The following is a 22873-nucleotide window of genomic DNA, read 5'->3' as shown; positions in this document are numbered from 1 at the left end:
GATGCAGATGTATCCACTGGCGATCGCCACTGCTGAAATCCGGCATCGACGTTATTTGCCCCAAGCCCATGCTTTTAAAACCCAGCTGAGCTATCTATGGTTTGATCCAGATCAACTCGCGACGTTTACCGGAAAATCCTGGCTGTGGTCATCTAACCGCTGGAATTTCCTGACCCTAGATGAGCGCGATTTTCTGACTATGGAATGTGGCTCGATTCGGCAGAAGATTGCACGCCTGCTGATCAAGCGGGAAAACTATCTGTTACCGCATGCCGCGTCTATCCGGGTGCTAGCTTTGCCACGAACACTCGGCTTTCGTTTCAATTCCGTAGTGTTTTATCTGGTCTTTGGTGCCACCGACCAGTTGCTCTTTGTGCTGAGTGAAATCACCAACACACCGTGGAATGAACGACAGGTCTACATTCACGATTGCCGGAACAATGCAGACGAATATGCGCCGTACCAGAGTCACCAGTTTGACTTTAAAAAGGCCTTTCATGTGTCGCCGTTCATGCCGATGGGGCTGGATTATCGCTGGCGCTTCAGCTTTTCGGATCGGCAGAACGTGATTCATATGCAGCTGTTTGAGCAGGGAATCTTGCAATTCGATGCCACCCTGAAATTTTCCTTGCAGGCCATCACGGTTCCTTCACAGCAGCATCGCTATGCTGTACTGAAAGTTCTTGAACCCTTCAGGATGGTCAGAGGAATTTATCTGCACGCCTTTCGTTTATGGAAAAAGAAAGTTCCATTTTACCGACATCCTAAAAAAGAAAAAGGAAACACATTGCGATGAAGACACTATTCATGGGAGAGCAAAGCACACTGCCGGTGGTATTGCGCCACCTGCTGAAATTACGCCATGGTCAGCTGATTTTTAAAGGCGTCTGGAATGGGGCTGTCGGGGAAAATAGCGATTTACAGGCGGTGATACAGGTGCATGATGTTCGTCTGATGGATCAGCTGTTCCGTAATGGTGTACTGGGTGCTGCCGAAGGTTTTATCCGTGGCTACTGGAGCAGTGCAGATCTAGTCGATGTGATCCGCATTTTGGCACGTAACCGCGATGTGCTGGACCAGATGAATCAGAATGCAGTGGCCAAAGCCAGCCAGTTACTGTTAAAGGTCTGGTATAAATCGCGCAAGAATTCGATTGATGGCAGCCGCAAAAATATTGCCGAGCATTATGACCTGAGCAATGACTTTTTCAAGCTGTTCCTAGATTACAGCATGATGTATTCCAGTGCGGTGTTTAAAGAACCGGGCATGAGCCTGGAACAGGCTTCGGATTATAAAAAAGAGCTAATCTGCCAGAAACTGCAACTCAAGCCGATGGATCATTTGGTCGAAATTGGCAGCGGCTGGGGCGGTTTTGCCATTTATGCCGCGCAGCAGTATGGCTGCAAGGTCACCACCATTACCATTTCCAGAGCACAGTATGATGAAGCCGTGGCCCGGGTCGCTGCAGCAGGACTGTCACATCGTGTGACTGTGCAGCTGAAAGATTACCGCTTACTGGAAGGCAAATACGACAAGTTGGTGTCGATTGAAATGATCGAGGCCGTAGGTGAGCAGTATTTACCAACTTATTTCCGAAAATGCCGCGAGCTCCTCAAGCCGAATGGTCTGGCCCTGATTCAGGCCATCACCATTGAAGATGCACGCTATGCCAAAGCCCTGAATACAGTGGACTATATCAAGCGCTATATTTTCCCGGGCAGTTTTATTCCCTGTATCAGTGTCATGACCCAGACCGCTTCCGAACAAAAACTGCGTCTCAAACATCTGGAAGATATCGGCCAGAGCTATGCCCAGACCTTGCACTGCTGGCGTCAGCGTTTTCTGGAGCAACGTGATCAGGTGCTGCAACTCGGCTTTGATGAGCGTTTTATCCGCATGTGGGATTTTTATCTGTGTTATTGCGAAGGTGGCTTCCGCGAAGGCGTGATCAGTGATGTACATCTGCTGTTCGAAGCCAGTGCCTACTAAGTCAAGATAAAACAGGAGGGCCGAAATGCTGCTGAATTTACTGATGCTGAATGTCTTTATCATGCTCTGTAGCTGGGTGTTGGTGACCTATAACCGCAGAGCAGGGCTGGTCGATGTTGCTTGGAGTTTCAGTATTGCCCTCAATGTGATTATTGCCGCTTGGGCGATTGACAGTGCACCGATGTTGGTTCGCTTATTTCTGGGACTGGCGAGTGGGATCTGGTTTTCACGGCTGACTTGGCATCTGTTACGGCGCTATGCCAGTGAAACCCAAGAAGACACGCGTTATGCCAACATGCGCCGAGCGATGGGGGATTATCAGCATCTTGGTTTTCTGGTGTTTTTTATATTTCAGGCAGGTTTGGCTCTACTGTTTTCTTACCCAATGCTGAAGTTGTTAAGTATCTCGACCGAGCAATGGAATAACTGGACTTTAGTCACTGTGATTGTGGCGGGCATGATCATGCTATCCGCTTTGATAGGCGAAAGCACTGCCGATCAGCAACTTTACCGTTTTAAGCTAGATCCACAGAATCAAGGTAAAACCATGGATCGGGGACTCTGGAAATACTCGCGCCATCCGAATTATTTCTTTGAATGGCTGCATTGGTTTGCGTATCCAGTGCTCGGTCTGGCAGCAGGATGCTATGAATTATGGATTTATCCACTGCTGATGTGGCTGTTTCTGTACTACATCACCGGGATTCCATTTAGTGAACAACAGGCGCTGGCACATCGCGGCGACAACTATAAAGACTATCAACGACGAACTTCAATGTTTATTCCGTGGCCACCCAAACAGTAGGTAAATACATGGACTTTATGATTCAACAATCTTTAAAACTGGTCGAAAGCGGTAAGCTGCCCGATTCGGTGATTCGCGCGGGCATTCGTAGCCTAAGCAAAAAACGTCTGGCACAAGAAGGACGCTTTGACCCGGCACTGGCAGCTCGGCGCTATATGGATGTGCTGCATATGCTGAAAAATAGCGAGATTGCCATCGAGACCGACAAGGCGAATGAACAGCACTATGAACTGCCCACCGCATTTTTCCAGGCGGTGCTGGGCAAGCGTTTGAAATATAGCGCGAGTCTATTTGAACATGCCGATATGACGCTAGACCAAGCCGAAGAAGCTGCCCTTGCCTGCTATTGCCAGCGAGCACAATTGAAAGACGGGCAGGATATTTTGGAAATTGGCTGTGGCTGGGGATCGTTGAGTCTGTATATGGCCGAGCATTATCCCAAGGCTCGCATTACAGTGGTGTCGAATTCCTCGACCCAGCGCCTGTATATTCAGGAACAGGCGCGTCTGAAAAAACTGCAGAACCTGACGGTAATCACCTGCGACGTCAATGTGCTGCAACTGGAACCCACGTCCTTTGACCGCGTGGTTTCGGTGGAAATGTTTGAACATGTGCGCAACTACCAGAAACTGTTTGAAAATATCAGCAGCTGGCTGAAAGCGGATGGTCTGCTCTGGTGCCATATTTTCTGTCACCGTTTCCTGCATTATCCGTTTAAAGTGAAAAATGAATTCGACTGGATGTCGAGATATTTCTTTAGTGGCGGACTGATGCCGGCAGCTTCGACCTTTCTGCATTTCCAGCAGCATTTGCAATTAGAGCAGCACTGGCAATGGGCGGGTACGCAGTATGAACGTACCGCAAATGCTTGGCTAGAAAATATGGATGCTAAACAGGCCGAGCTAAAGCCCTTGTTTGAAAAAACTTATGGTGCAGATGCCGCAATCTGGTGGCAACGCTGGCGGATTTTCTTTATGGCTTGTGCCGAGCTGTTCGGTTATGAGCATGGACGCGAGTGGGTGATCGGTCACTTTCTGTTTAAAAAGAAAACCGTATAATTGAATGGCGAATCGGATAGGGTAGCGGGGAATGCGCCAATGTTAAAGCTGTTCAGGGACAAACACGATCATCCTCTGGGTGAGGTGTTTAACCGCTATTACTGGCTGCAAATCGGATTCATTGCCCTGTCTGTGGTGATCGGGATTGGCTGTAGTGCTTGGGTAATCAAAGGTTCCCTGCTTAGAACAGCGCTAGAACAGGAAATGTCACACTACTGGCAGCGGCTGGAACGTAATCCGGCTGCTGAACTGCCCGACACCAAAAACCTGTATGGTTACCGCTGGAACACTGTGCCACCCTCCCAATTTAAGAATATGTCACTTGAGCAAGGGGTGAATCGGCATTTTGTCGATGGCAAGGAGCGCATGACCGTGTATGGTGAAAAAGACGGACAGCATGTGCTGCTGGTGTTTGGCGAAAGCAACGTCAACAAGCTGGTGTGGCTGTTTGGTCTGGCACCGCTGATGGTCAGCTTGTTTGTGCTATATAGTGTGCTGTGGTGGTGGAACCGTCGGGCCCGGCGCTATTTTTCCCCGATTACCCGTCTGGCCAATGCGCTGGAATATATCGACTGGGAACATCAGAAAAACCAGGCTTCGCCTTTTCAGGACATCCGCACCGACTCTAATCTGGAAGCTGAATACCTCAAGCAGGCACTGGAAAAATATCATCAGGTATTAAGCGAATTTATTCAGCGTGAGCGTGAATTTACCGGAGATGTCAGCCATGAGCTACGCACGCCACTGACTATTTTAAAAGGCAATGTGCAGCTGTGTCAGGCACGCTATGGCGACAACAAGTCCTTTACCCGCCTGCATAACACCATTGAAGACATGCAGCTGCTGGTCGATACCTTGCTGGCCATTGCCCGCAATACCACCAACACTTTAACTGCTGAACCGACCATGCTTTCAGAATGTCTGGACAATCTTGTGCAGGATCTGGAGAGTGTCAGTCATAACAAAGGCATGCAGATAGACCTGCAAAAAGACCTCGATGAACAGCCGCGTAAACTTTATCCATCCATGACCAAAATGGTGTTTGGCAATATTCTGCGCAATGCGCTGAACTATTCACAGGGCACAGAAATTGATGTGATTCTGGAAAAAAATAAAGTGCTGATTGCTGACAATGGGGTCGGCATGCCTTTACCTAACAATTCTAAAGTTCAGGAACTGTCTGGTCAGCAGCTACAACTTGAAATCAAAGGGCATGGTATTGGATTGCAATTGGTGCAAAAGTTATGCAAACAGTTAGGTTGGCGTGTGGAGCTGTTTGACAGGCAATATTATCTCGACACTCATCAGAATGTTGATCTAGCAATGACCACTGGACTGATTGTTGTTGTTTACCTAAATTAGGCTTCATCTTCGAAAGCAATCTTTAAACCAATCCCGGAAATGGTGTGAATCAGCTTTTGTTCAAAGGGTTTATCGACCATTTTGCGTAAATTATAGATATGACTGCGCAGAGCATCACTTTCTGGCTCTTCGTCACCCCAAAGCTGAATCATAATTTCCTGTTTGGTCAGTACTTTAGGAGAATGACGCATCAATAGCTTCAAAAGTTTAAACTGAATCGGAGGTAATTCAATGTTCTGCCCAGCTCGCGTTAGCTGCTGTGTTGCTGTGTCCAAAATTAGGTCATGAATTTGCAGACGACTGCTAGATACTTCACCCAGGGAACGTTTGATCAGGGCCTTGACCCGAACCACAAGCTCGTTAAAGTCAAAGGGCTTGACCAGATAATCATCCGTGCCGGAATTGAAGCCTTTGAGTTTATCATCCAAGGTATCCCGAGCGGTAAGCATCAAGACAGGTAAGTCCAACCCCTCTTCATTACGTAACCACTCGCACAATTCATAACCCGAACCATCAGGCAAATTAATGTCTAGTAGCAAGATATGGTAGCGTTGCTGTTTCAGTAATTGTCTAGCAGCACTCAGATTGCGGGCATGATCGACCACAAAGCCATGTTCTTCTAGAAACTCGCATAGGGTAGAGGCCAGTTCATAATGGTCTTCAACCATCAGGATAAAATGTTTCGACATAGCGGCAGATACTAATTTAATAATTGCTGTTTTAATTTAGCACTAAATGGCTGGGGACCCAGCCATATATTAAAATATTGTTGTGCCAGAGGATGTTTAAGCTGCCCTAAACTTTGCTGGTTCAAAGATAAGCTCAGGGTGTGTGTAGCATGGTTGTATTTTAAACGGTACAGGTCGCCTGATCTGACCGGACGATACAAATCGGTGATTGGGTTGAATAGAGCATGTATTTTTGCGTCTTTAACATTACGTTTCAGTAAATGTGTGGCCGCACGCTTAAATGCCCATTCCGGAATATTCTGGGTATAGGAAAAGTCCATCTGTATATTTTGTTTTTCCCAGGACTGGCTACAGTTTTGTGCAAAATAACTGGCCATACCGACCTGTTTTTTACCCACCATCAGCGGACCATTGCCGCATTGATTCAGGCTTTGTGCCTGTGCCCATGGACAGAAGCTACATCCCATCACTAACGCCGTGCTGATCGCTATTTTTTGAAAGGCAGTAGCCATGAATAGACCCCTCCAACATAAGGCAGGGAACGATACAGGCCATTCGCAGGGTCCCAGAAATCCTGCTGGAAAATAATCTTGTTGTTTTCGTTAATCTTGATTTCACTGATACCGTAAGAGTCCATACTACGGGTCGTGCCGAACATTTTAAAATCATAGGTCATATGCCAGTGCACATAGGCAGAGTCCTGATGATATGAAGCGTTTAACAGCTTGACGCTGACCTTGCTGACCCGTTTGTTCATGCCTTGAAAGTGCTCGAGTAGATTTTGACGGGATGAAAATTGCGATAGGGTATCGTTAATAAACAGCTGGTCGGCATACAGCGATCCGGCTCTTTCCACAAATTCTGGTGTGCCCAAAGTATTAAAAGCTGAGGTAAAGCGGAGGCCGATATCCTGAGCTTTAGTCTGATCCAGCGCTATCCCCTGAATACCGTTTCTGGATTGGGCGTAATCGGCTGAATAACTGGGAATACTTTTACATCCGGCTAACAACAGAAGCGGCAAGGATAAGGCTGTAGCAATTAGTGTTTTTACAAGTCTCATCATCAGTGTCCGTATGAAGTGTATGTTTATACCTTAGGCAGCACAGCGTGAACAGAATGTGAAATAGACGTTATAGATGAGCAATTGAATAGAACTTTTCAAATCAAAGATTAAATGTTTAACTTTTTTCTTCGGCCATTAACCAATCAATGATATTCATAACATCACGATTTTCGTTATTTTTTCTGACCATTGCATAAAAATTATAGTCACAATAGATAAAACCAAAAGGGGCAATGATCTTTCCATTTAACATTTCTTTTTCTACTAAAATTTGAGGTGTTATGGCAATTCCTAACCCAGACACGGCAGCTTCTATCATTAAATTCAGACTATCAAAATAACGGTCATTGGATTTTGGGGAAAAGCTTATTTGAAACTGATCAAACCATGTATGCCATGCACTTTTATTTGAGTGGGTATGAAGTAATGGATAGTTTAAAAGATCATTTACGGAATGAAGAGGATTTATTTCACGATGACAAATAGGACCCATGTTATCGGGAAATAACAGATATTTATTCAAAAAGTTGGGAAGTAGATGATGCTCACTGACGCTATTGATAAATATATCAACCTTCTCTTTTTCTAACAATTTTAAGTCATTACATGTCATTAATTTGATATGGATATTGGGATAAATGACTTCGAGCTTTTCTAATCTCGGAATCAGCCAATTTGCCATAAAACTATGAGAAGCGCCTATGACAACTTCAACTTCTGAAGTTTTATTTGTTAACTCAAAGACGCATTGTTCTAAACGATTAAAAATCTGCGTACAAACGAGCGACAATTCTTCGGCATCCGCCGTCAGAGAGATGGTCGAGGAATGTCGAATAAACAATTTTTTATCCAACCATTCTTCTAACTGCTTTATTTGATGGCTAATCGCGCTATGGGTTACACATAATTCTTCGGCAGCTAAGCTGAAACTTTTATTTCTGGTGACAGCTTCGAAAGCTTTTAAAGCATTAAGAGGAGGTAATGTTCTGCGTTTCATGTTGTAAAATTTTCTAACATCATAAGTTCAAAATATATCAATTATCATCAAAATGAAAATATTTTAAGATCGAACGAGTTTTGATTGTAAAAGAGATATGAGATGACAACCCCTTATACAGGTAATGGTCCTGATGCCTTGGGATTTTTTGGTAAATTTGGCGGATGCTACATGCCAGAGAGCTTAATGCCAGCACTTCAAGAATTAGAGCAAGCCTTTAATACTGTTCGGGTCAAACCTGAATTTTGGGCTGAATATCAGCAGATTTTAACGGACTTTGTTGGTCGTCCTAGTCCTCTTTTTTATGCAAAAAACCTAACAGCTTATGCAGGCGGCGCTCGAATATATTTCAAGCGAGAAGATTTGAACCATACGGGTGCGCATAAGATCAATAATTGTGTAGGGCAAATCTTATTAGCCAAATTTATGGGGAAAACCAGAATCATTGCAGAAACGGGTGCTGGACAACATGGTGTTGCAACAGCAACGGTTTGCGCGCTGTTTAAGATAAAATGTACCATTTTTATGGGAGAAACAGATATTCAGCGCCAACAAATGAATGTTGAACGTATGAAATTACTCGGTGCTGAAGTCAGAAGTGTTCAAAAAGGGCGTGGGACTTTAAAAGATGCCATGAATGAAGCATTACGTGACTGGATTCGTCATGTGGATACAACCTATTACCTATTGGGTACGGGTGCAGGCCCTCATCCATATCCCACCATGGTCAGAGAATTTCAGAAAATTATTGGTCTAGAAGCCAGAAACCAAATACTTCTGAAAGAAAATAGACTGCCTGATGCTCTAGTTGCTTGCGTGGGTGGGGGATCAAATGCATTAGGGTTGATGCATCCTTTTCTAGAAGACCTGAATGTCAAAATGTTTGGCGTTGAGGCAGGTGGAAAAGGAATAAATAGCGATGAACATGCCGCCTCTATTTGCAAAGGTCAGGTCGGTGTGCTGCATGGCAATTTAACCTATTTATTACAAGACTTAGATGGGCAGATTTTAGAAGGGCACTCTATATCAGCTGGATTGGATTATCCTGGTGTTGGTCCAGAGCATGGCATTCTGTTTGAAACAGGACGTGTGACATACACGGCTATAACCGATCAAGAAGCCTTAAATGCATTTCAGCTTTTAAGTCAACAGGAGGGCATTATTCCTGCGCTTGAGAGTTCTCATGCGATTGCATATGCGATTCAACTTGCTCAAGAAATGCAGCCAGAACAGATCATTATTGTCAATTTAAGTGGCAGAGGAGACAAAGACTTAAACACGGTCAAAAAATATCTTGCAGGAGCTACAGCATGAACCGTCTAGATCAAAAATTAGAGCAATTGAAACTGGAAAATCGAAGCGGTCTGGTCTGTTATTTTACTGCTGGAGATCCTAATTTCGCAGAAAGTTGTCGTCTGTTGAGCCAATTAGGTCAAGCTGGGGCTGACATTATTGAAGTTGGCATTCCTTTTTCAGATCCAGTGGCAGATGGGGAAATCATTCAGGCAGCGCATCTTAGGGCTTTAGGTGCAGGTCAAACGGTAAAACAGACCATTGAGTTGGTAAAAGCAATCAGGCTGCATGATGACCAGACACCGATAATTTTCATGACTTATTTAAATCCAATGATGCAATATGGTTTCGAGACACTTATCGCCGAAACAGAGAATCTTATAGATGGAATATTGATTTTAGATGCTCCATATGGATATCGAGAAAACTTTGAAATGCAATTAAATAAAAAAAATATGCATTTAATTGCAATGACCGCGCCGACGACCCCAGTTGAAAGGTTAGAGCAAATCTCAGCGCGCGCGACAGGGTTTTTATATCATGTTGCAGAAAATGGCTTAACAGGAGGAGACTTAAATTTGTCTAAACTTGAAAAAAAGATTGCTGAAATCAAGCCTATTTTTAATATCCCAGTTGCAATCGGCTTTGGGATCAAAAATGAAAACCACGTTAAAGCCTTAGCCAATAAAGTAGATCTTATTATCATTGGCTCAGCTTTCGTCGACACTTTTTTTAATAAAGGAATGAACGCAACTTTAGAAAAAGTCACAGTTTTTTCACAAATCCTGAGAGAAAATACAGAATAAGCTAGCTATCTTTGATAGGTATTTGCTTATTCTTTAAAAACATAATTAAATATAAAACAGTATTTTATCTTCGCCTTCTCCCGAAAGGGAGATGGAACTTTGGATGTGGATTTTTTTCTAAAAGTGATCGCTTTTTAAAAATCACTATTATCATATAAATGTGACATGCGTTTTTGCTTTGTTTCTAGATAAGCTTTGTTAAAGATATTTAAACCAACTTTTAAAGGAATACGTTCAACAACATTAATTCCTAAATCAGTTAAAGATTTAATTTTAAGGGGATTATTTGTAATGAGTTTTACATTCTTTATTTTTAAATAATCTAACATAATGGTACACATATCATATTTACGAGCATCTGCTGGTAAATTTAATAATAAATTGGCGTCAAGAGTATCATGTCCTTGATCTTGAAGTGCGTAAGCTCGAATTTTATTGGTTAGTCCTATGCCGCGACCTTCTTGGCGTAAGTATAAGATCACACCTTGACCTGCATCATTTATCATTTTCATAGTTGAGTGTAATTGTGGACCACAATCACATTTGAGTGATCCAAAAGCATCACCTGTTAAGCATTCCGAATGAATTCTGACGAGTACAGATTGATTAGAAATAGTATCCATTCCTTTAGCAAGAGCGATATGTTCTTCACCAGTACTTTGGTCTTGAAACGCTATAATTTCAAAATCGCCAAATGCAGTAGGTAACTTTGATTTTGAAACAAATTCTATAGCCATTTAACGATACCCCTGTATTTTAAGAATTTAGAAACTTGCAACTATTACTTTCCAGTTAAAATAGTTCTCAGATAGTGAAATTTATGTGAAAACACAAGAGTTTTTAGTGTGTGAAGTAAATTTCAATAAAAAAGCAATAAGTTACTTCTAATTTTAGATTTGACAAGTTTTCTAAAATTATTTTTTAGTTGGATGTTAAATATACAATTTTTATATGCACAATAACTAAGATCGCAATTAACAGTCATTAGGAATGATATAGACAATTTTTAGGTGGTGTTTTAAAAAGTATGCTGACATTAAATGAAGTGATGTGTGCTGAAAAAACAGGAGGTTTTAACTTGGTAAACTAAACACACTCATCAGGAGTTTACCATGAGCAAGAAACACAAGACTTACACCACAGAATTTAAAGCTGAAGCCATCAAATTAATTGAAGCCAATCAAGGCAATGTCTCGGAAACAGCTAGACAACTTAGCATTTCAATGCAAACTCTTTCAAATTGGAATACCAAAGCAAAGCCTGGAACTTTAGCAGGTACAAAACAGTATTCACCTGATCTAAACGCTCTACTCGAAGAAAATAAAAAACTCAAACAACAGCTCAAAATAGCTGAAATGGAACGTGAATTTTTAAAAAAGGCAGCAGCGTACTTTGCCAAAGAAAGTCAGTAAGGTACGCCTATATGAAACAAAAAAGATATTCTTTTCCAATTACCTTAATGGCTCGATTACTTCATGTTTCAGTTTCACGTTTTTATGATTGGCTCAAGAGAGGCGTGAGCAAAAGAACGCTTCAACGAAATCAACAGACGATATTGGTGAAAATAGCCCATGAGGAAACAAGGCAGAGCTATGGTTATATTCGATTAACCAAATACTTACAAGCTCAGGACATAAAAATGAGTATGTACGCTGTACGTCAGATAAAAGTGCTGAACCACCTGTATTGTAAGCGACACAAGCGTTTTAAAAGGACTACGAATAGTGACCATAATCGAGCGATCTATGAAAACCTGTTGGAGCAACAATTCTCAATGACTAGACCAAATCAAGCATGGTCAAGTGATATTACGTACATATGGACTGTTGAAGGATGGCTGTATTTAGCAGCGGTAAAAGACCTTTACACGAAGCAAGTGGTTGGCTATAGCTTAAATGAGCGCATGACAGCACAGCTTGTTTGTAATGCGCTAAATATGGCTATTCACAATCAAAAACCAACCAAAGAACTGATTGTGCATTCAGACAGAGGAAGTCAATATTGCAGCCATGAATATCGAAATATACTTGAGCAATATGGATTTCAAGGTTCAATGAGCAATCGCGGAGACTGTTACGATAATGCACCGATTGAAAGCTTTTGGGGAATATAGTCAAACTGCATAATGACCCATACACTCGTTAAAAAAACGACTAAAAAGCTTATCTATTGAGTTAACCAACCATTTTTTCCTTTTTGCTTTCACCCATGCCCACATTTTTTCAATAGGATTAAGGTCAGGACTATAAGGTGGTAACCAAAGTATTTGATGCCCATGTTGGCTTAATAGATCTTGTATATCTTGTCGTTTATGGAAGGCTGCATTGTCCAGGACAATTACACTATTCGTGGGTAATTCTGGTAATAAAAACTGATCTACCCAAAAATAAAATACATCCGAATTTACTTTGCTATCAAATAAACCCACTGCAAATAATTTACCCTCATGGATTGCTCCTATTGCATTGGTTTGATTTTTTAATTGCCAATTATATGTTCCATAACAAGGCGTTCCCTGTTTTGAATAACCATGAGGTCTATGTTCATGAGATTTAAATCCACTTTCATCAAGATAGATGATCGGATGTTGACACCTTAATCGGTTCAAATCTTTTAAATACTGCTCTCTGAGTTCTGTTTTTGCTTTCGGGTGCCGTAAGGTCTTTTTTTAACTGTGATATTTAGACGCTTGAGCGCATCTCCAATTGTAGAAGTAGCACAACCAAAACGAGCAGCGCGTTCATATTGATAATCATCAGGATATTGCTCAACATCTGCACGTAAGGCATCATCATCAACTTTAGATGGTTTTCTTGGTCGAGTTCTTTTTATTTCGATTCGCTTTTTCCATTCGACAATTGTATTTTTATTAATTTCGAAGTGCTGAGCAACCGCTCGGATAGATTGACCTTCTTCAAGCTTGGCTAATATTTTCTTTCTAAAATCTATTGGATAACTCATATCGGTATTGTATTGGTTTTTTGGCGTGCGGACTATACTGAAAAATGAGTTAGTGCATCATTACAACTATCAAACCAGAGAAGAAGCCAAAGCAGATATTATAAAATACATTGAGTTATTTTATAATCATCGAAGAATTCAAAAGGGTTTGGATTTTAAGACACCAAATCAAATGGCCGAAGACTTTTATAAGTTGGCTGCCTAGAATCTCCCAAGGGAAAGTCTCCTGATAATTCAGCGTATATCAATGCCTTAAAAGATAATAAACCTGAAGAAATTCCAAGTATTTTGAGAGATATGTCTAAGCTTTGGAGTAAAACTGGTCCAAAAGGAAATAGTGGTGTAGGAATACGCCGGAGAGAAGAAGCTAAAATTTTTGAAAAAGGGTTAAAGTGTGATTGCTATAAATAAAAAAATTAAGATCTCTATCTTAACTATCTTTATCTCTTCATATGTATTTGCAGATGAAGATAGTTTGGTATGTAAACCTGATAGCACTGTTTTTAATGATATATTGAGTTGTTATTTAATTGATTACAAGAAAAATGACCAAATATTAAACTCTTTATATAAGAAGAAAGTATCAAAATTATCTGAAGAAGAAAGAGTAAAATTAAGAGAATCCCAAAGAGCTTGGTTGAAAAAGAAAGAAAAGATATGTGTTGCCAATCAGGAGGAGTTTGGGCGAGAAAGCCATTTTGAAGCGATAGAATGTCAAACAGAAATGACAAAAGAACGAATTTTATTTTTAGAAAAATACTGATTGATTAGGAATATTTTATAAAATATAGGACTTACGTGTGTGATTCATAGAGATCGTTTCAATATAATGGGTGTCTATGAACGGAGAAATTCAAAAAAGACTCGTATGGGTTAAATTATTTGAAGAGACCAATGATGCTGGCCTAGTCTGTCGGAGATGTGGCATTTCTAGACCAACATTAGGCAAGTGGTGGAAACGATATTCTGAGCAAGATATTGATGGATTAAGTAGTCAGAGTAAACGCCCATTAAAATCTCCAAATACTAAAATCAATGCTGAGCTAGAGGCCTTAATATTGGAAATGCGCTCGGCTAGAAATCTGGGTGCTCGACGTTTGCAAACAGAATTGATGAGGCTACACGGAGTCTCGTTGTCCTTAGCGACTATCCATAAAGTACTCTCCACCCATCAAGTCAAATCGATTAAAAAATTCCGTCATAAAGCAAATTTCATTCGTTATGAACGCCCATTACCAGGCGATAGAATTCAAATGGATACCTGTAAACTGGGTCCTGGAATATATCAATACACATCTATCGATGACTGCACACGATATCGCGTTTTAAGGATATATAAACGCCGAACAGTAGCGAATACGCTCGACTTTTTAGACTGCGTAATTGAAGAAATGCCTTTTCCCATACAGCGAATACAGACCGATCGAGGGCGGGAATTCTTTGCTGAAAAAGTACAGAAAAAATTGATGCAGCATGGAATCAAATTGAGGCCAAATAACCCAGGTTCACCTCATTTGAATAGCAAGGTAGAGCGTTCTCAAAAGACTGATAAATCTGAGTTCTACGCTACTGTCGATATTAATTCTGAAGATATCCAAGACAAGCTAGCCGAATGGCAGCATTACTATAACTGGATGAGACCACATTCAGCTTTGAAAGGTAAAACACCGATGTAAAGGTACTTTGAATTATGTGAAGAAACCCCTTTCTCTGATGAGGTCCAGAAGCAATACAACCCATCAAATGAACGGATTCAACACGCCAATTACAAGATGGATTTAGAGATCGCTAAATTGAAACGATCTCTATCAATCACACAGATTAACGTATCCTGAGTAAAGACAAAATAAAGGTCATGTGGGATTTGTCCTACATGACCTTTTCTAATAAACGATTAGCTATGACGTTTATTTCTTAAACTCAGTAATCTGGATCGGCTTATCTTTGACAAACTCGACAATGCCTTCACTTCCTTTGATGTGAATCGATACGCCTTTGCCGTCCGTCATAAACATACCGCTTGCGGCTGGTGCACTTTTCAGCATGAATGTTCGATCTGAGTTATCCGTCATCATCGCTGTTTCAAAATTATCAGATGACTTCAGTTCAATGGTTAAATCCATTGGTCCTGTGAAGTGAATCACTTGTTTTTCTGCAGTATTATTGTTTGATGTGTTTTCTTGAGTGACTTTTCCTGTTGGTGCAGAAGTACAACCCACTAAGGCTAAAGTAACGAGTATTGCACCTAAAGCATTTTTCATAAAAATGACCTTTTTATATATAAATCATAAGTCCATATATACTATTTGTTATATCTTAAGTTTAAAAGTTTGCTTTACATTCGCTTTACATAAATGGAATTTTACGCTGTATAAACGTACTGTTATTCACCTTAAGCGGTTCAAAATACGGTTTAAAGTATTCATTCAAACCTTACACAACAGAGTAAATTGATATTTAAAAGTTCAATTTATTCAGTGGCATTAAATGCGTCATGATAACTGACAACGCCCTGCGGTATTTCTCCATTGAAACTAAGGGCTTGAAAGTATTCGCTAGGAACGCCAGGTAAAACCAACTCTAGATTAGGCCGAAACCCAAAGCGATGATAATAATTGGGGTCGCCTAATAGAACACAGCCTTTCGCACCCAGTTGTTTTAATTTTTCAAGGGATGTCTGCATCAGCTGTGACCCAATGCCCATACCTTGTTTAGTTGGGTAGACAGAAATTGGGCCTAGGCCATACCAACTAGTTGTACCTGTCGAGATAGATATAGGTGAAATGGCGACATGACCGATAATTGAATCATCTTCAACAGCCACTAAAGAAATCGTAAGTTGACCACTTTTTCGGAGACTGTTCACAATGAATTGTTCCGTACGGCTGGTATGCTCTGCATTTAAAAATGCAGCGCGAGTCAAGGTCTCAATGCTTTCAATATCTTCTGGCTGTTCGTCTCGAATCATGATATTCATTCAAAAAATCCTTATGCGTATTCGTTCAGTGGGAAGTGATCTACTTTTATGAGGACTTAACTTCAACCCACTCTAAATAGCTCCGACCAGTTGCTTAAATAGGCAGGAGAGCGATTGCACTGATTCATTTGCCAAGGTTCTTTTTTCTCATGGCAAAACCCTAAAGAAATCATATTTTTACCAAAACGTTCAGTAATGGCATCCATTGTATTGGAGAGTTCTTCACGCTCATTTTTATGGCTATAGTCGATAAAAAGATCATGCACAAATTTAGATTTATCCATAATTTCCAAAAGGACGATGCCCGCCTTTTTGTATTTAAACCCTGACTTGAAAATTTGGTCAATGCCTTTCATGGCCGCCTGTGTAATTTCAAGCAGATCATCGGTATGTTCATACATGTGCACAATGGTATAGGGCGAGTAACGTTCACTTTGGCTAAAACGACCTGTTTGAATATACACCCCGATCATTTTACAAATAGAGCCATCATGACGTAAGCGTTTAACAGCACTGGCAACATATAAGCGTACAGAGGCTTTGATGTCATCAATTTCATACACAGCTTGACCATATGAGCGACTACTAATAATTTGCTTATGCGCAACCTCATCATTTTCAATATTGATGCAAGACATCCCTTGAAGTTCACGGACAGTCTTTTCCATCACTATGCTAAATTGCTTTTTAATTTCACTCGGCTTGGAGTCGATCAAATCTAAAACCGTATAAATACCCATCGAGTTTAGCTTTTTGCAGTTCTGTCGACCGACGCCCCAGACTTCACCGACCTCCACATCTGCAAGCATGTATTCAGCAGTACATGGGTCCATGTGTGCCAAATTGCACACGCCATTTAACGCCTTATTTTTCTTGGCTAAATGATTGGCAATTTTGGCTTCTGTTTTAGAACGACCAATTCCAATACAGCAGGGAAGACCAAGCCACTGCCATGCCTTGTCTTTCATGTCTTTGGCATAGTCAGTGAGGTTAAATAAATGCTCATAAGCGGTTAGCTTTAAAAAACATTCATCAATGGAATAGATCTCTTGTTCATCGGCTGCCACATATTGCCCCAATAACTGCATGAAGCGGCGAGACATTTCCCCATATAGAGCATAGTTACTCGAAAACACTTGAATATTATGCTGCTGGACAAGTTCTTGAATTTGAAAAAAAGGGACAGCCATGCCAATGCCGAGATCCTTGGCTTCTTGGCTTCGAGCAACTACACAACCATCATTATTACTTAATACAATCACAGGGCGGTCATTGAGCTTTGGATTAAAGACGCGTTCACATGAGATATAGCAATTATTCACGTCAACGAGCGCGAATATTTCAGTTTCATTTTTCATATTGCTTCTTCTTATTATTCTTAACGGTGGTACAGACGTTTTAAGTTAAACGTCACCACTCCCCAAATGACAAAGGTTTGATTTTCTGTAGGAATAATATGTTCATACTCGGGGTTTTCAGCTTTTAGCCAAAGTTGAGGCAAAGGGTAGTTTTCATCTCCAAAAATGTCTTTGATGTCCGACTTTGACATTTTGTTTGTCATCATCAGTCTTTTAATAGTGAAGTCATTATTATCAATTAAAGCCACCACAATGTCGTAGTGTTTGGCTTCAATACTCCGATCAATAATAATCGGGTCATTTACTTCAAGACCTACGCCCAACATTGACTCACTGTCTACATGAGCGATGAACGTTGAAATGGGGTTTTGTATTAAGAATTCATTGAGATCGATGGCTTTGCCTTGCTCATCTTTAGTGCTGAACGCTGGGCCTGCTGGAATGCGTTCTAAAGAAACAGGAATAGAGACTTTGGACTGAGGTAGAACAGGAGTCAGCCTAAGTTGATCCGCAAGTTCAGCTTGCTGCGCAATTTGTTCGAGCATGCTATTGATGGTGGGACTGGGTTTACCTTCTGGCCCCATGAGATCTTGTAAAGACGACCATGCGTCGTCCGAGAAGTAGATAGGTAACTTCTTTGACATGGTGAATACTCCTACGCTACAAGGCGTGTTTGGAAGTGGAATCTGTCTGTTTAGAATATGCTGATGTAAGTGAAAACTCAAATTTAAAAACACTGAATAAATAATGCCCCGTCAATTTTGGTCGCGGATAAGAAAAAGTAAGAAACTTTCTTTTAGATGATGAGTAGCCCTTTGATCAGGGCTATTATTGATGGTGATTATATTTTTAAGCCGATGATATAACTGAAAACTTAGGGATTAGTTCCTAAAAACTCAAAAGGTTTGGTGACTTTAAAGGATGCATTGGCTTTGCCTGCATATGTCATCGCTTGGTCTGGGCCAAGTTCTAACTTCTTGGTTTGACCATCTTTAAAGTTAATTTCCTTTAAATCGACCCAAAACACATTTGGTGAAACGGCAGATTCAAAGAAATATAAACCACGTTTATGATTGACCACCGTACGCCAACGCGTTGAGGAAATATTCGGCTCTTCTTCAGTGTTTAGGCCAAAAGGGACTGAGGTATTGCGGATGACACTAAATACACTGGCGAGCGAATGGTCTGGAGTTGCATTTTTTGGAATCGCATTGATATAAAAAGAAGCACGGGCAAAACGATCAGATGCGCGGTTAGTGCCTGGAAGCATGGTTGTGCCACCAATTTGCTTCCAATAGCTATTTAAAGCGAGCTGTTGATCAAAGGTTGGCGAGTTGGTCATCACTTGATACTGTCGACCATGATGAATGACTTGTTTACCGTTAATATAATCAATAATGGCACTATCACCCGTGGCATCGGAAATGGATAAATGCAGGGTAGCTAAACGTTTCTCACCCGGAACTTGGTCAGTCACAACGATGAAAGGCTCTTTTTCGAGTGCCTGAATGGCTTCATTCACTGTAGCATTTATCTAGGCTCTAGACTAACATATCTATTCTGCTAGTCTAGAGCCTTCTTAAATACTTGCTTTTTTTTCACATGGTTATTGGCCCAAACGAAATTAAGCCTTACATCTTGGGCATCAGATGTAAGGCTTATGCTATTTATTTGAAAGTAACAATAAAATAGAAAGTATGTGCTATTGAACACTGACCTTCATGACACACCGTTTATAAAAACAGTGCGCCTGACATTGCTCCAAAGAGCATGACCGACAGTGGATGAATTTTTTTCACTAAACTTAACCCCGTCGCCACGATAACGATCGCGATAAGTAACCAGTTCTGAGCAGATGCTGCGGCAATAATATAGGCACTAACCAAAACCAAGCCGACAGTAATTGGTTTCAATGCTTTTTCAAACATGCTACGTAGCGGGTGATCCTTAAACTGATTCCAAAACTTGAGTGCAAATATTGTCAGTACAGAAGAGGGACCAAACTTCGCCAGTGAGCTCACGAACAGTCCAGCAGGCCCAGCCACATGCCAGCCGACCAAAGGTACAATCATCATATTGGGGCCCGGAGCTGCTTGAGCCATGGCAAACATGGTACTGAACTCTGTGGCAGTAAGCCAACGATGCACTTCGACCACTTGATGTTGCATTTCAGGCAAAATGGCATTGCCGCCACCAAAAGCCAGTATAGAAAGCTGGGTAAAAACGATGGCTAAGGTGATTAAAATCATGCGTTTTTTCCTCTTTTTTTCAAGCTTAAGACTGCGACATTGATGCTGACTAAGATCAGTAACGTTAATGCCAAGGGAATCTTAATAATCAGCATAAAGACAATGGTCAGCGCAATGGTAAAGATCGTGAGGTAACTTTTCAGAATGGGTTTCAGCATTTTTAGCCCCATGGCGAACAGTAAACCTGCGGCAGCGGTTGCCAAACCTTGAATCATATGTTGAATCACGGGGATACTTTGAAATTGTATATAGAGCTGATACAGCAAAATCACAATCACCGTCGGTGCAAAAATCAACCCGAGAACAGCACTAATAGAACCTTTAACCCCCTGAAACTCATAACCAATCGCAACAGCCATATTAATGATGTTTCCACCGGGGAGGATTTGACAGACACCCAATAAGTGCGTGAACTCTTCCGTGTTGAGCCATTTTTGGTCTTCTACAACCATTTGGTGTGCAAGTGGCAGTACGCCACCAAAGCCCATGAGTCCTAGCTTCATAAAGCCTGCAAATAGTTCCCGTGAAGTTGGATGGGTTATTTGTTCAGCAGGGAGTACTTCAGTGTTCATATCTTTCACCTTTTGTGGAATGTGCCCAGTATGAACCTGTAGAGATATGTTGAAAAATGCTATTTTTGACGTTATATATACTGAAAAAGTATGTTTAATGGGGCAGACATGATGGATATCCATAAACTCAGAGCATTTATTGCAGTTGTAGAAGAAAGTAATATTTCACATGCTGCTGTACGTTTGAATATGCAACAACCACCGTTGACACGGATTATCAAAAGCTTGGAAGAAGAGCTGAATGCTCAACTGTTAAAGCGTTTGCCACGTGGTGTCGAGGTAACAGAAGCGGGCAAAGTTTTGTACAAAGAAGCCCTTGCGATATTGGCGCATGCGCAGTTGATTCCTAAACGTGTGCAGGATATTTCTTTGGGGGTCGAAGGTCAGATTAATATTGGCTTTACCAACTCGGTTGGCTTACATCCTTTTTTACCGGCTTTGTTGCGTAACTTCCGGGAAACTTTTCCACGTGTTTCAATTCATCTGGAAGAAGATGGCAGTAGCTCGCTGATTGATTCCATTAGTAATGAAAAAAATGACATTGTGTTCTTACGCAAACCTGCACCGATTGGCCTTGGTTTAACCAGTCTACATATACTAGATGAGCCACTCATTGTGGCCTTACCCAACAATCATCCTTTGGCTGAACAAGCCGAACCAATTCATTTGCTAGATCTTGAACCGCATGATTTTGTGTTGTACCGACGTTTAGCGGGGCAAGATTTATTTGATAATATTTTGGCCAGTTGTTACCAAGCTGGATTTAGTCCCAAAATTGTACAAGAAACGCCACGTTTAACCTCGAGTTTAAACTTGATTGCTGCAGGGATTGGTTTATCCATCGTGCCTGAGGCCATTCGTGACTTTTGGAATAAGCAGATTGTTTATAAAGCACTCAAGGCGAACAATCCATGTATTGCGCCGATTTATGCAGTGTATAAAGAAAATATAGACAATGTCCGTTTGCAACACATCTTAAAGTTATTGCAATAATTCGTTCAATATTGAGCACTTTATTCTGCCTGACAAGAGTTTGCTTAAAGTACTAAGGTCAGAGTGATGATGTGTTGTATTTAAAGTTTTATACCTATAACGAATGCTCGTATGGAGCAAAATATAATATTTAGCAATATTAAATGTTTAACCCATGCTTTTTAATAAAATTCCTTTTGCACTCACGGCTCTGATTTCTTCCACTGTGGTAATGATGAGTGGTTGTGCAACCAGTCTTCTAGCACCGCTTCAAACACACAACAACAGGCGCAAAATTGGTGTATGGTGGACCTATTTTAACCATGCAAGGGATGCAGCCCAGCTATAGCTGAGTACTTACTTTATTATCACACTTAAAACCATAGGAAATGAGGTTTTACAGATGTTTCCATGTGCTAGTGTTTTTAGAATTTAGCTATATGTCGATGCCATGTTAATTCAAGATGGAAAGATTCGTTATACAGGCACATTGTCTGAGGCTGAAAAGCTTGAGCCACAGGCGAAACGCTTAAACTTGAATAACAAGATCGTCATTCCTGGCATCATCGATGCACATAGCCATTTAAACTCTGTCGGTATGCAGCAAACCGTGGCGAATTTATATCCGCTACCAGATGGTAAGGTGGTGAGTATTGCCACACTTATCCAAGAAATGAAGGCGTGGCAAAGCAAAATCCACAGTTTATAAAAGCCACTTCTGGCTGGATTATTGGCAATGGTTATGATGATGCCCAGCTACAAGAGAAAACCCATCCGACAGCCACAGATTTAGATCAGATTTCAACGACTCAACGACCGCAAGTATGGCGGGCTCCTACATCAGTAGTGTGGTGGGGCAGGTCAATCAAGAACGTTTGGGGGCTAGCTCAGCGATTACGGTACAAGCGCGAACATGGTATAACCAGAATTTCGAGTCAAGATAGGGCATCATACCATCTCTGATTGCAACTTTAAGTATGATGCAGACACTGTTACTTTCGGCACTTTCAGTAGCACGCGAGCGTGAACAAGGGACTTTTGATCAGCTCTTGGTGACACCTTATACCCCGAAGCAGATTATGATGAGGAAGGCCATTCCGCCGATTATCATTGGGGTTATTCAATCTTCCATTATTTTGGCGATTATTCTGTTCTGGTTTCAGATCCGGATGAATGGCTCCTTGACCTTACTTTATTTTGGATTATTTGTCTTTAATATTGTGGTTGTGGTTGTGGTTGTGGTTGGGGTTGTGGTTGTGGTTGTAGGACTGTCGATTTCAGCGATTGCACTGAATATGCAACAAGCCATGCTATATACTTTCTTTTTGATCAGGCCTTTGACACTCTTATCAGACTTACTAACTCCTGTACAAAATATGCCTGAAGTATTGAATTGGCTGACTTCTGCCAATCCGCTACGCTTTGGAATAGATTTGGTATAACGGGTGTATTTGGAAGGTGCGAGTTTTGCGCAAGTGAAATGGAACTTTGTACCGATGTTGATATTAGCCATAATTACTTTGCCTTTGGCTACGTGGTTATTTCGAAATCGTTTGTCATAATAGATTGATATCTCTATGTATCGCTTATCGATACAGACTGTGATCAGGCATTTGACGTTAAATAATGCAATCAATATCGGTTCATGATTAAAAAAAACGATTTTTGCATTGTATTTCTGGCTTAAGCTTTTTATTATTGCCCGCTTGTTTTCGCGATCAG

General features: G+C 41.2%; 22 protein-coding genes and 6 pseudogenes. 14 read left to right on the top strand and 14 right to left on the bottom strand.

All coding sequences use genetic code 11. From position 1 onward, the window contains the following. Window position 1 precedes the first annotated feature (1 nt). Genes ACG9ZB_RS13375 through ACG9ZB_RS13355 form a run of 5 tightly spaced genes read left to right on the top strand, consistent with a single transcriptional unit; the run spans window position 2 to window position 5214 of the window. Entirely contained in the window at window positions 2-796 is a 795-nt protein-coding gene (locus ACG9ZB_RS13375; RefSeq protein ID WP_419326241.1) for a DUF1365 domain-containing protein, read from the top strand. Continuing rightward, window positions 793-1989 (top strand): class I SAM-dependent methyltransferase, encoded by a 1197-nt coding sequence (locus tag ACG9ZB_RS13370; RefSeq protein ID WP_419326239.1) that lies wholly within the window; start codon window positions 793-795, stop codon window positions 1987-1989. Before ACG9ZB_RS13375 ends, ACG9ZB_RS13370 begins: the two co-directional genes overlap by 4 nt. A 25-nt stretch (window positions 1990-2014) precedes the next feature. Next, on the top strand, window positions 2015-2794 hold the full coding sequence (locus ACG9ZB_RS13365) for a DUF1295 domain-containing protein (RefSeq protein ID WP_419326237.1): 780 nt from the start codon (window positions 2015-2017) through the stop codon (window positions 2792-2794). Between the two features lie 8 nt (window positions 2795-2802). Continuing rightward, complete coding sequence (locus tag ACG9ZB_RS13360; RefSeq protein ID WP_419326235.1) at window positions 2803-3852, top strand: SAM-dependent methyltransferase; 1050 nt, start codon at window positions 2803-2805, stop codon at window positions 3850-3852. 39 nt (window positions 3853-3891) lie between these two features. Beyond that, window positions 3892-5214, top strand: coding sequence for a sensor histidine kinase (locus ACG9ZB_RS13355; RefSeq protein ID WP_419326233.1), 1323 nt, complete (start codon window positions 3892-3894; stop codon window positions 5212-5214). On the opposite strand, the gene ACG9ZB_RS13350 is transcribed toward ACG9ZB_RS13355, so the two are convergent. The 4 genes from ACG9ZB_RS13350 to ACG9ZB_RS13335 form a co-directional block, all read right to left on the bottom strand. After that, window positions 5211-5903 carry a response regulator transcription factor gene (locus ACG9ZB_RS13350; RefSeq protein WP_419326231.1) on the bottom strand — a complete coding sequence of 231 codons (693 nt, stop codon included), beginning with the start codon at window positions 5901-5903 and terminating at the stop codon, window positions 5211-5213. The genes ACG9ZB_RS13355 and ACG9ZB_RS13350 overlap by 4 nt on opposite strands. Window positions 5904-5914: 11 nt before the next feature. Continuing rightward, the gene (locus ACG9ZB_RS13345) at window positions 5915-6415 is read right to left on the bottom strand and encodes a chalcone isomerase family protein (protein ID WP_419326229.1); all 501 of its coding nucleotides are present in this window, start codon (window positions 6413-6415) and stop codon (window positions 5915-5917) included. Further along, window positions 6391-6963 carry a nuclear transport factor 2 family protein gene (locus tag ACG9ZB_RS13340; protein WP_419326228.1) on the bottom strand — a complete coding sequence of 191 codons (573 nt, stop codon included), beginning with the start codon at window positions 6961-6963 and terminating at the stop codon, window positions 6391-6393. The genes ACG9ZB_RS13345 and ACG9ZB_RS13340 overlap by 25 nt, the downstream gene beginning before the upstream one ends. Before the next feature lie 118 nt (window positions 6964-7081). Continuing rightward, on the bottom strand, window positions 7082-7963 hold the full coding sequence (locus ACG9ZB_RS13335) for a LysR substrate-binding domain-containing protein (RefSeq protein WP_419326226.1): 882 nt from the start codon (window positions 7961-7963) through the stop codon (window positions 7082-7084). A 102-nt stretch (window positions 7964-8065) separates the two neighbouring features. Here ACG9ZB_RS13335 and trpB point away from each other — a divergent pair, with 102 nt between their 5' ends. Further along, window positions 8066-9277, top strand: coding sequence for a tryptophan synthase subunit beta (gene trpB, locus ACG9ZB_RS13330; protein ID WP_419326225.1), 1212 nt, complete (start codon window positions 8066-8068; stop codon window positions 9275-9277). After that, window positions 9274-10062: a tryptophan synthase subunit alpha gene (trpA, locus tag ACG9ZB_RS13325; protein WP_419326223.1), complete on the top strand. Its 789-nt coding sequence runs from the start codon at window positions 9274-9276 to the stop codon at window positions 10060-10062. Before trpB ends, trpA begins: the two co-directional genes overlap by 4 nt. A gap of 134 nt (window positions 10063-10196) precedes the next feature. On the opposite strand, the gene ribA is transcribed toward trpA, so the two are convergent. Then, window positions 10197-10799 carry a GTP cyclohydrolase II gene (gene ribA, locus ACG9ZB_RS13320; protein ID WP_416713958.1) on the bottom strand — a complete coding sequence of 201 codons (603 nt, stop codon included), beginning with the start codon at window positions 10797-10799 and terminating at the stop codon, window positions 10197-10199. 375 nt (window positions 10800-11174) lie between these two features. Here ribA and ACG9ZB_RS13315 point away from each other — a divergent pair. Next, window positions 11175-12172 (top strand): annotated as a pseudogene (locus ACG9ZB_RS13315) (IS3 family transposase); the annotation flags it as partial. 3 nt (window positions 12173-12175) lie between these two features. Here ACG9ZB_RS13315 and ACG9ZB_RS13310 read toward each other — a convergent pair. Both ACG9ZB_RS13310 and ACG9ZB_RS13305 read right to left on the bottom strand, forming a co-directional pair. After that, on the bottom strand, window positions 12176-12670 hold the full coding sequence (locus ACG9ZB_RS13310; protein WP_419326221.1) for an IS630 family transposase: 495 nt from the start codon (window positions 12668-12670) through the stop codon (window positions 12176-12178). Window positions 12671-12675: 5 nt separating this feature from the next. Further along, entirely contained in the window at window positions 12676-13023 is a 348-nt protein-coding gene (locus ACG9ZB_RS13305; protein ID WP_419326219.1) for an IS630 transposase-related protein, read from the bottom strand. 37 nt (window positions 13024-13060) lie between these two features. On the opposite strand from ACG9ZB_RS13305, the pseudogene ACG9ZB_RS13300 reads away from it, so the two are divergent. From ACG9ZB_RS13300 to ACG9ZB_RS13290, 3 genes and pseudogenes are all read left to right on the top strand, one after another. Further along, window positions 13061-13228 (top strand): annotated as a pseudogene (locus tag ACG9ZB_RS13300) (IS3 family transposase); the annotation flags it as partial. 189 nt (window positions 13229-13417) lie between these two features. Beyond that, a complete protein-coding gene (locus tag ACG9ZB_RS13295) occupies window positions 13418-13786 on the top strand; it encodes a lysozyme inhibitor LprI family protein (protein ID WP_419326217.1) in 369 nt (122 codons plus the stop codon). Between the two features lie 76 nt (window positions 13787-13862). Continuing rightward, a pseudogene (locus ACG9ZB_RS13290) lies at window positions 13863-14858 on the top strand (IS481 family transposase). Between the two features lie 72 nt (window positions 14859-14930). On the opposite strand, the gene ACG9ZB_RS13285 reads toward ACG9ZB_RS13290, so the two are convergent. The 7 genes and pseudogenes from ACG9ZB_RS13285 to ACG9ZB_RS13255 form a co-directional block, all read right to left on the bottom strand. After that, window positions 14931-15284 carry a hypothetical protein gene (locus ACG9ZB_RS13285; protein ID WP_419326216.1) on the bottom strand — a complete coding sequence of 118 codons (354 nt, stop codon included), beginning with the start codon at window positions 15282-15284 and terminating at the stop codon, window positions 14931-14933. Between the two features lie 209 nt (window positions 15285-15493). After that, window positions 15494-16000: a GNAT family N-acetyltransferase gene (locus ACG9ZB_RS13280; protein WP_419326214.1), complete on the bottom strand. Its 507-nt coding sequence runs from the start codon at window positions 15998-16000 to the stop codon at window positions 15494-15496. 62 nt (window positions 16001-16062) lie between these two features. Then, the gene (locus ACG9ZB_RS13275; RefSeq protein ID WP_419326213.1) at window positions 16063-17358 is read right to left on the bottom strand and encodes a Y-family DNA polymerase; all 1296 of its coding nucleotides are present in this window, start codon (window positions 17356-17358) and stop codon (window positions 16063-16065) included. Window positions 17359-17378: 20 nt separating this feature from the next. Then, the gene (locus ACG9ZB_RS13270) at window positions 17379-18002 is read right to left on the bottom strand and encodes a LexA family protein (protein ID WP_419326211.1); all 624 of its coding nucleotides are present in this window, start codon (window positions 18000-18002) and stop codon (window positions 17379-17381) included. Between the two features lie 230 nt (window positions 18003-18232). Further along, window positions 18233-18886 (bottom strand): annotated as a pseudogene (locus ACG9ZB_RS13265) (linear amide C-N hydrolase); the annotation flags it as partial. A 205-nt stretch (window positions 18887-19091) separates the two neighbouring features. Continuing rightward, complete coding sequence (locus ACG9ZB_RS13260) at window positions 19092-19607, bottom strand: chromate transporter (protein ID WP_419326209.1); 516 nt, start codon at window positions 19605-19607, stop codon at window positions 19092-19094. Further along, on the bottom strand, window positions 19604-20179 hold the full coding sequence (locus tag ACG9ZB_RS13255) for a chromate transporter (protein ID WP_419326207.1): 576 nt from the start codon (window positions 20177-20179) through the stop codon (window positions 19604-19606). The genes ACG9ZB_RS13260 and ACG9ZB_RS13255 overlap by 4 nt, the downstream gene beginning before the upstream one ends. Before the next feature lie 108 nt (window positions 20180-20287). On the opposite strand from ACG9ZB_RS13255, the gene ACG9ZB_RS13250 reads away from it, so the two are divergent. From ACG9ZB_RS13250 to ACG9ZB_RS13240, 3 genes and pseudogenes are all read left to right on the top strand, one after another. Then, window positions 20288-21172, top strand: coding sequence for a LysR family transcriptional regulator (locus ACG9ZB_RS13250; protein ID WP_419326206.1), 885 nt, complete (start codon window positions 20288-20290; stop codon window positions 21170-21172). Window positions 21173-21326: 154 nt separating this feature from the next. After that, a pseudogene (locus ACG9ZB_RS13245) lies at window positions 21327-21964 on the top strand (amidohydrolase family protein); the annotation flags it as partial. Further along, a pseudogene (locus ACG9ZB_RS13240) lies at window positions 21949-22713 on the top strand (ABC transporter permease); the annotation flags it as partial. The pseudogenes ACG9ZB_RS13245 and ACG9ZB_RS13240, both read left to right, overlap by 16 nt. Window positions 22714-22873 lie beyond the last annotated feature (160 nt).

This window comes from Acinetobacter johnsonii (assembly GCF_048551975.1).
GTDB classification, from domain to species: Bacteria; Pseudomonadota; Gammaproteobacteria; order Pseudomonadales; family Moraxellaceae; genus Acinetobacter; species Acinetobacter johnsonii_A.
This window is presented reverse-complemented; position numbering and strand designations above follow the sequence as displayed.

Excerpts from the sequence above, each read along its gene's own strand:
- ACG9ZB_RS13260 (WP_419326209.1), bottom strand. The coding sequence starts at position 19,607 with ATGATTTTAATCACCTTAGCCATCGTTTTTACCCAGCTTTCTATACTG.
- ACG9ZB_RS13375 (WP_419326241.1), top strand. The coding sequence starts at position 2 with ATGCAGATGTATCCACTGGCGATCGCCACTGCTGAAATCCGGCATCGA.
- ACG9ZB_RS13350 (WP_419326231.1), bottom strand. The coding sequence starts at position 5,903 with ATGTCGAAACATTTTATCCTGATGGTTGAAGACCATTATGAACTGGCC.
- ACG9ZB_RS13345 (WP_419326229.1), bottom strand. The coding sequence starts at position 6,415 with ATGGCTACTGCCTTTCAAAAAATAGCGATCAGCACGGCGTTAGTGATG.
- ACG9ZB_RS13280 (WP_419326214.1), bottom strand. The coding sequence starts at position 16,000 with ATGAATATCATGATTCGAGACGAACAGCCAGAAGATATTGAAAGCATT.
- ACG9ZB_RS13270 (WP_419326211.1), bottom strand. The coding sequence starts at position 18,002 with ATGTCAAAGAAGTTACCTATCTACTTCTCGGACGACGCATGGTCGTCT.
- ACG9ZB_RS13365 (WP_419326237.1), top strand. The coding sequence starts at position 2,015 with ATGCTGCTGAATTTACTGATGCTGAATGTCTTTATCATGCTCTGTAGC.
- ACG9ZB_RS13255 (WP_419326207.1), bottom strand. The coding sequence starts at position 20,179 with ATGAACACTGAAGTACTCCCTGCTGAACAAATAACCCATCCAACTTCA.
- ACG9ZB_RS13285 (WP_419326216.1), bottom strand. The coding sequence starts at position 15,284 with ATGAAAAATGCTTTAGGTGCAATACTCGTTACTTTAGCCTTAGTGGGT.
- ACG9ZB_RS13250 (WP_419326206.1), top strand. The coding sequence starts at position 20,288 with ATGATGGATATCCATAAACTCAGAGCATTTATTGCAGTTGTAGAAGAA.
- ACG9ZB_RS13335 (WP_419326226.1), bottom strand. The coding sequence starts at position 7,963 with ATGAAACGCAGAACATTACCTCCTCTTAATGCTTTAAAAGCTTTCGAA.
- trpB (WP_419326225.1), top strand. The coding sequence starts at position 8,066 with ATGACAACCCCTTATACAGGTAATGGTCCTGATGCCTTGGGATTTTTT.
- ribA (WP_416713958.1), bottom strand. The coding sequence starts at position 10,799 with ATGGCTATAGAATTTGTTTCAAAATCAAAGTTACCTACTGCATTTGGC.
- ACG9ZB_RS13355 (WP_419326233.1), top strand. The coding sequence starts at position 3,892 with ATGTTAAAGCTGTTCAGGGACAAACACGATCATCCTCTGGGTGAGGTG.
- ACG9ZB_RS13340 (WP_419326228.1), bottom strand. The coding sequence starts at position 6,963 with ATGAGACTTGTAAAAACACTAATTGCTACAGCCTTATCCTTGCCGCTT.
- ACG9ZB_RS13370 (WP_419326239.1), top strand. The coding sequence starts at position 793 with ATGAAGACACTATTCATGGGAGAGCAAAGCACACTGCCGGTGGTATTG.
- ACG9ZB_RS13275 (WP_419326213.1), bottom strand. The coding sequence starts at position 17,358 with ATGAAAAATGAAACTGAAATATTCGCGCTCGTTGACGTGAATAATTGC.
- trpA (WP_419326223.1), top strand. The coding sequence starts at position 9,274 with ATGAACCGTCTAGATCAAAAATTAGAGCAATTGAAACTGGAAAATCGA.
- ACG9ZB_RS13360 (WP_419326235.1), top strand. The coding sequence starts at position 2,803 with ATGGACTTTATGATTCAACAATCTTTAAAACTGGTCGAAAGCGGTAAG.
- ACG9ZB_RS13305 (WP_419326219.1), bottom strand. The coding sequence starts at position 13,023 with ATGAGTTATCCAATAGATTTTAGAAAGAAAATATTAGCCAAGCTTGAA.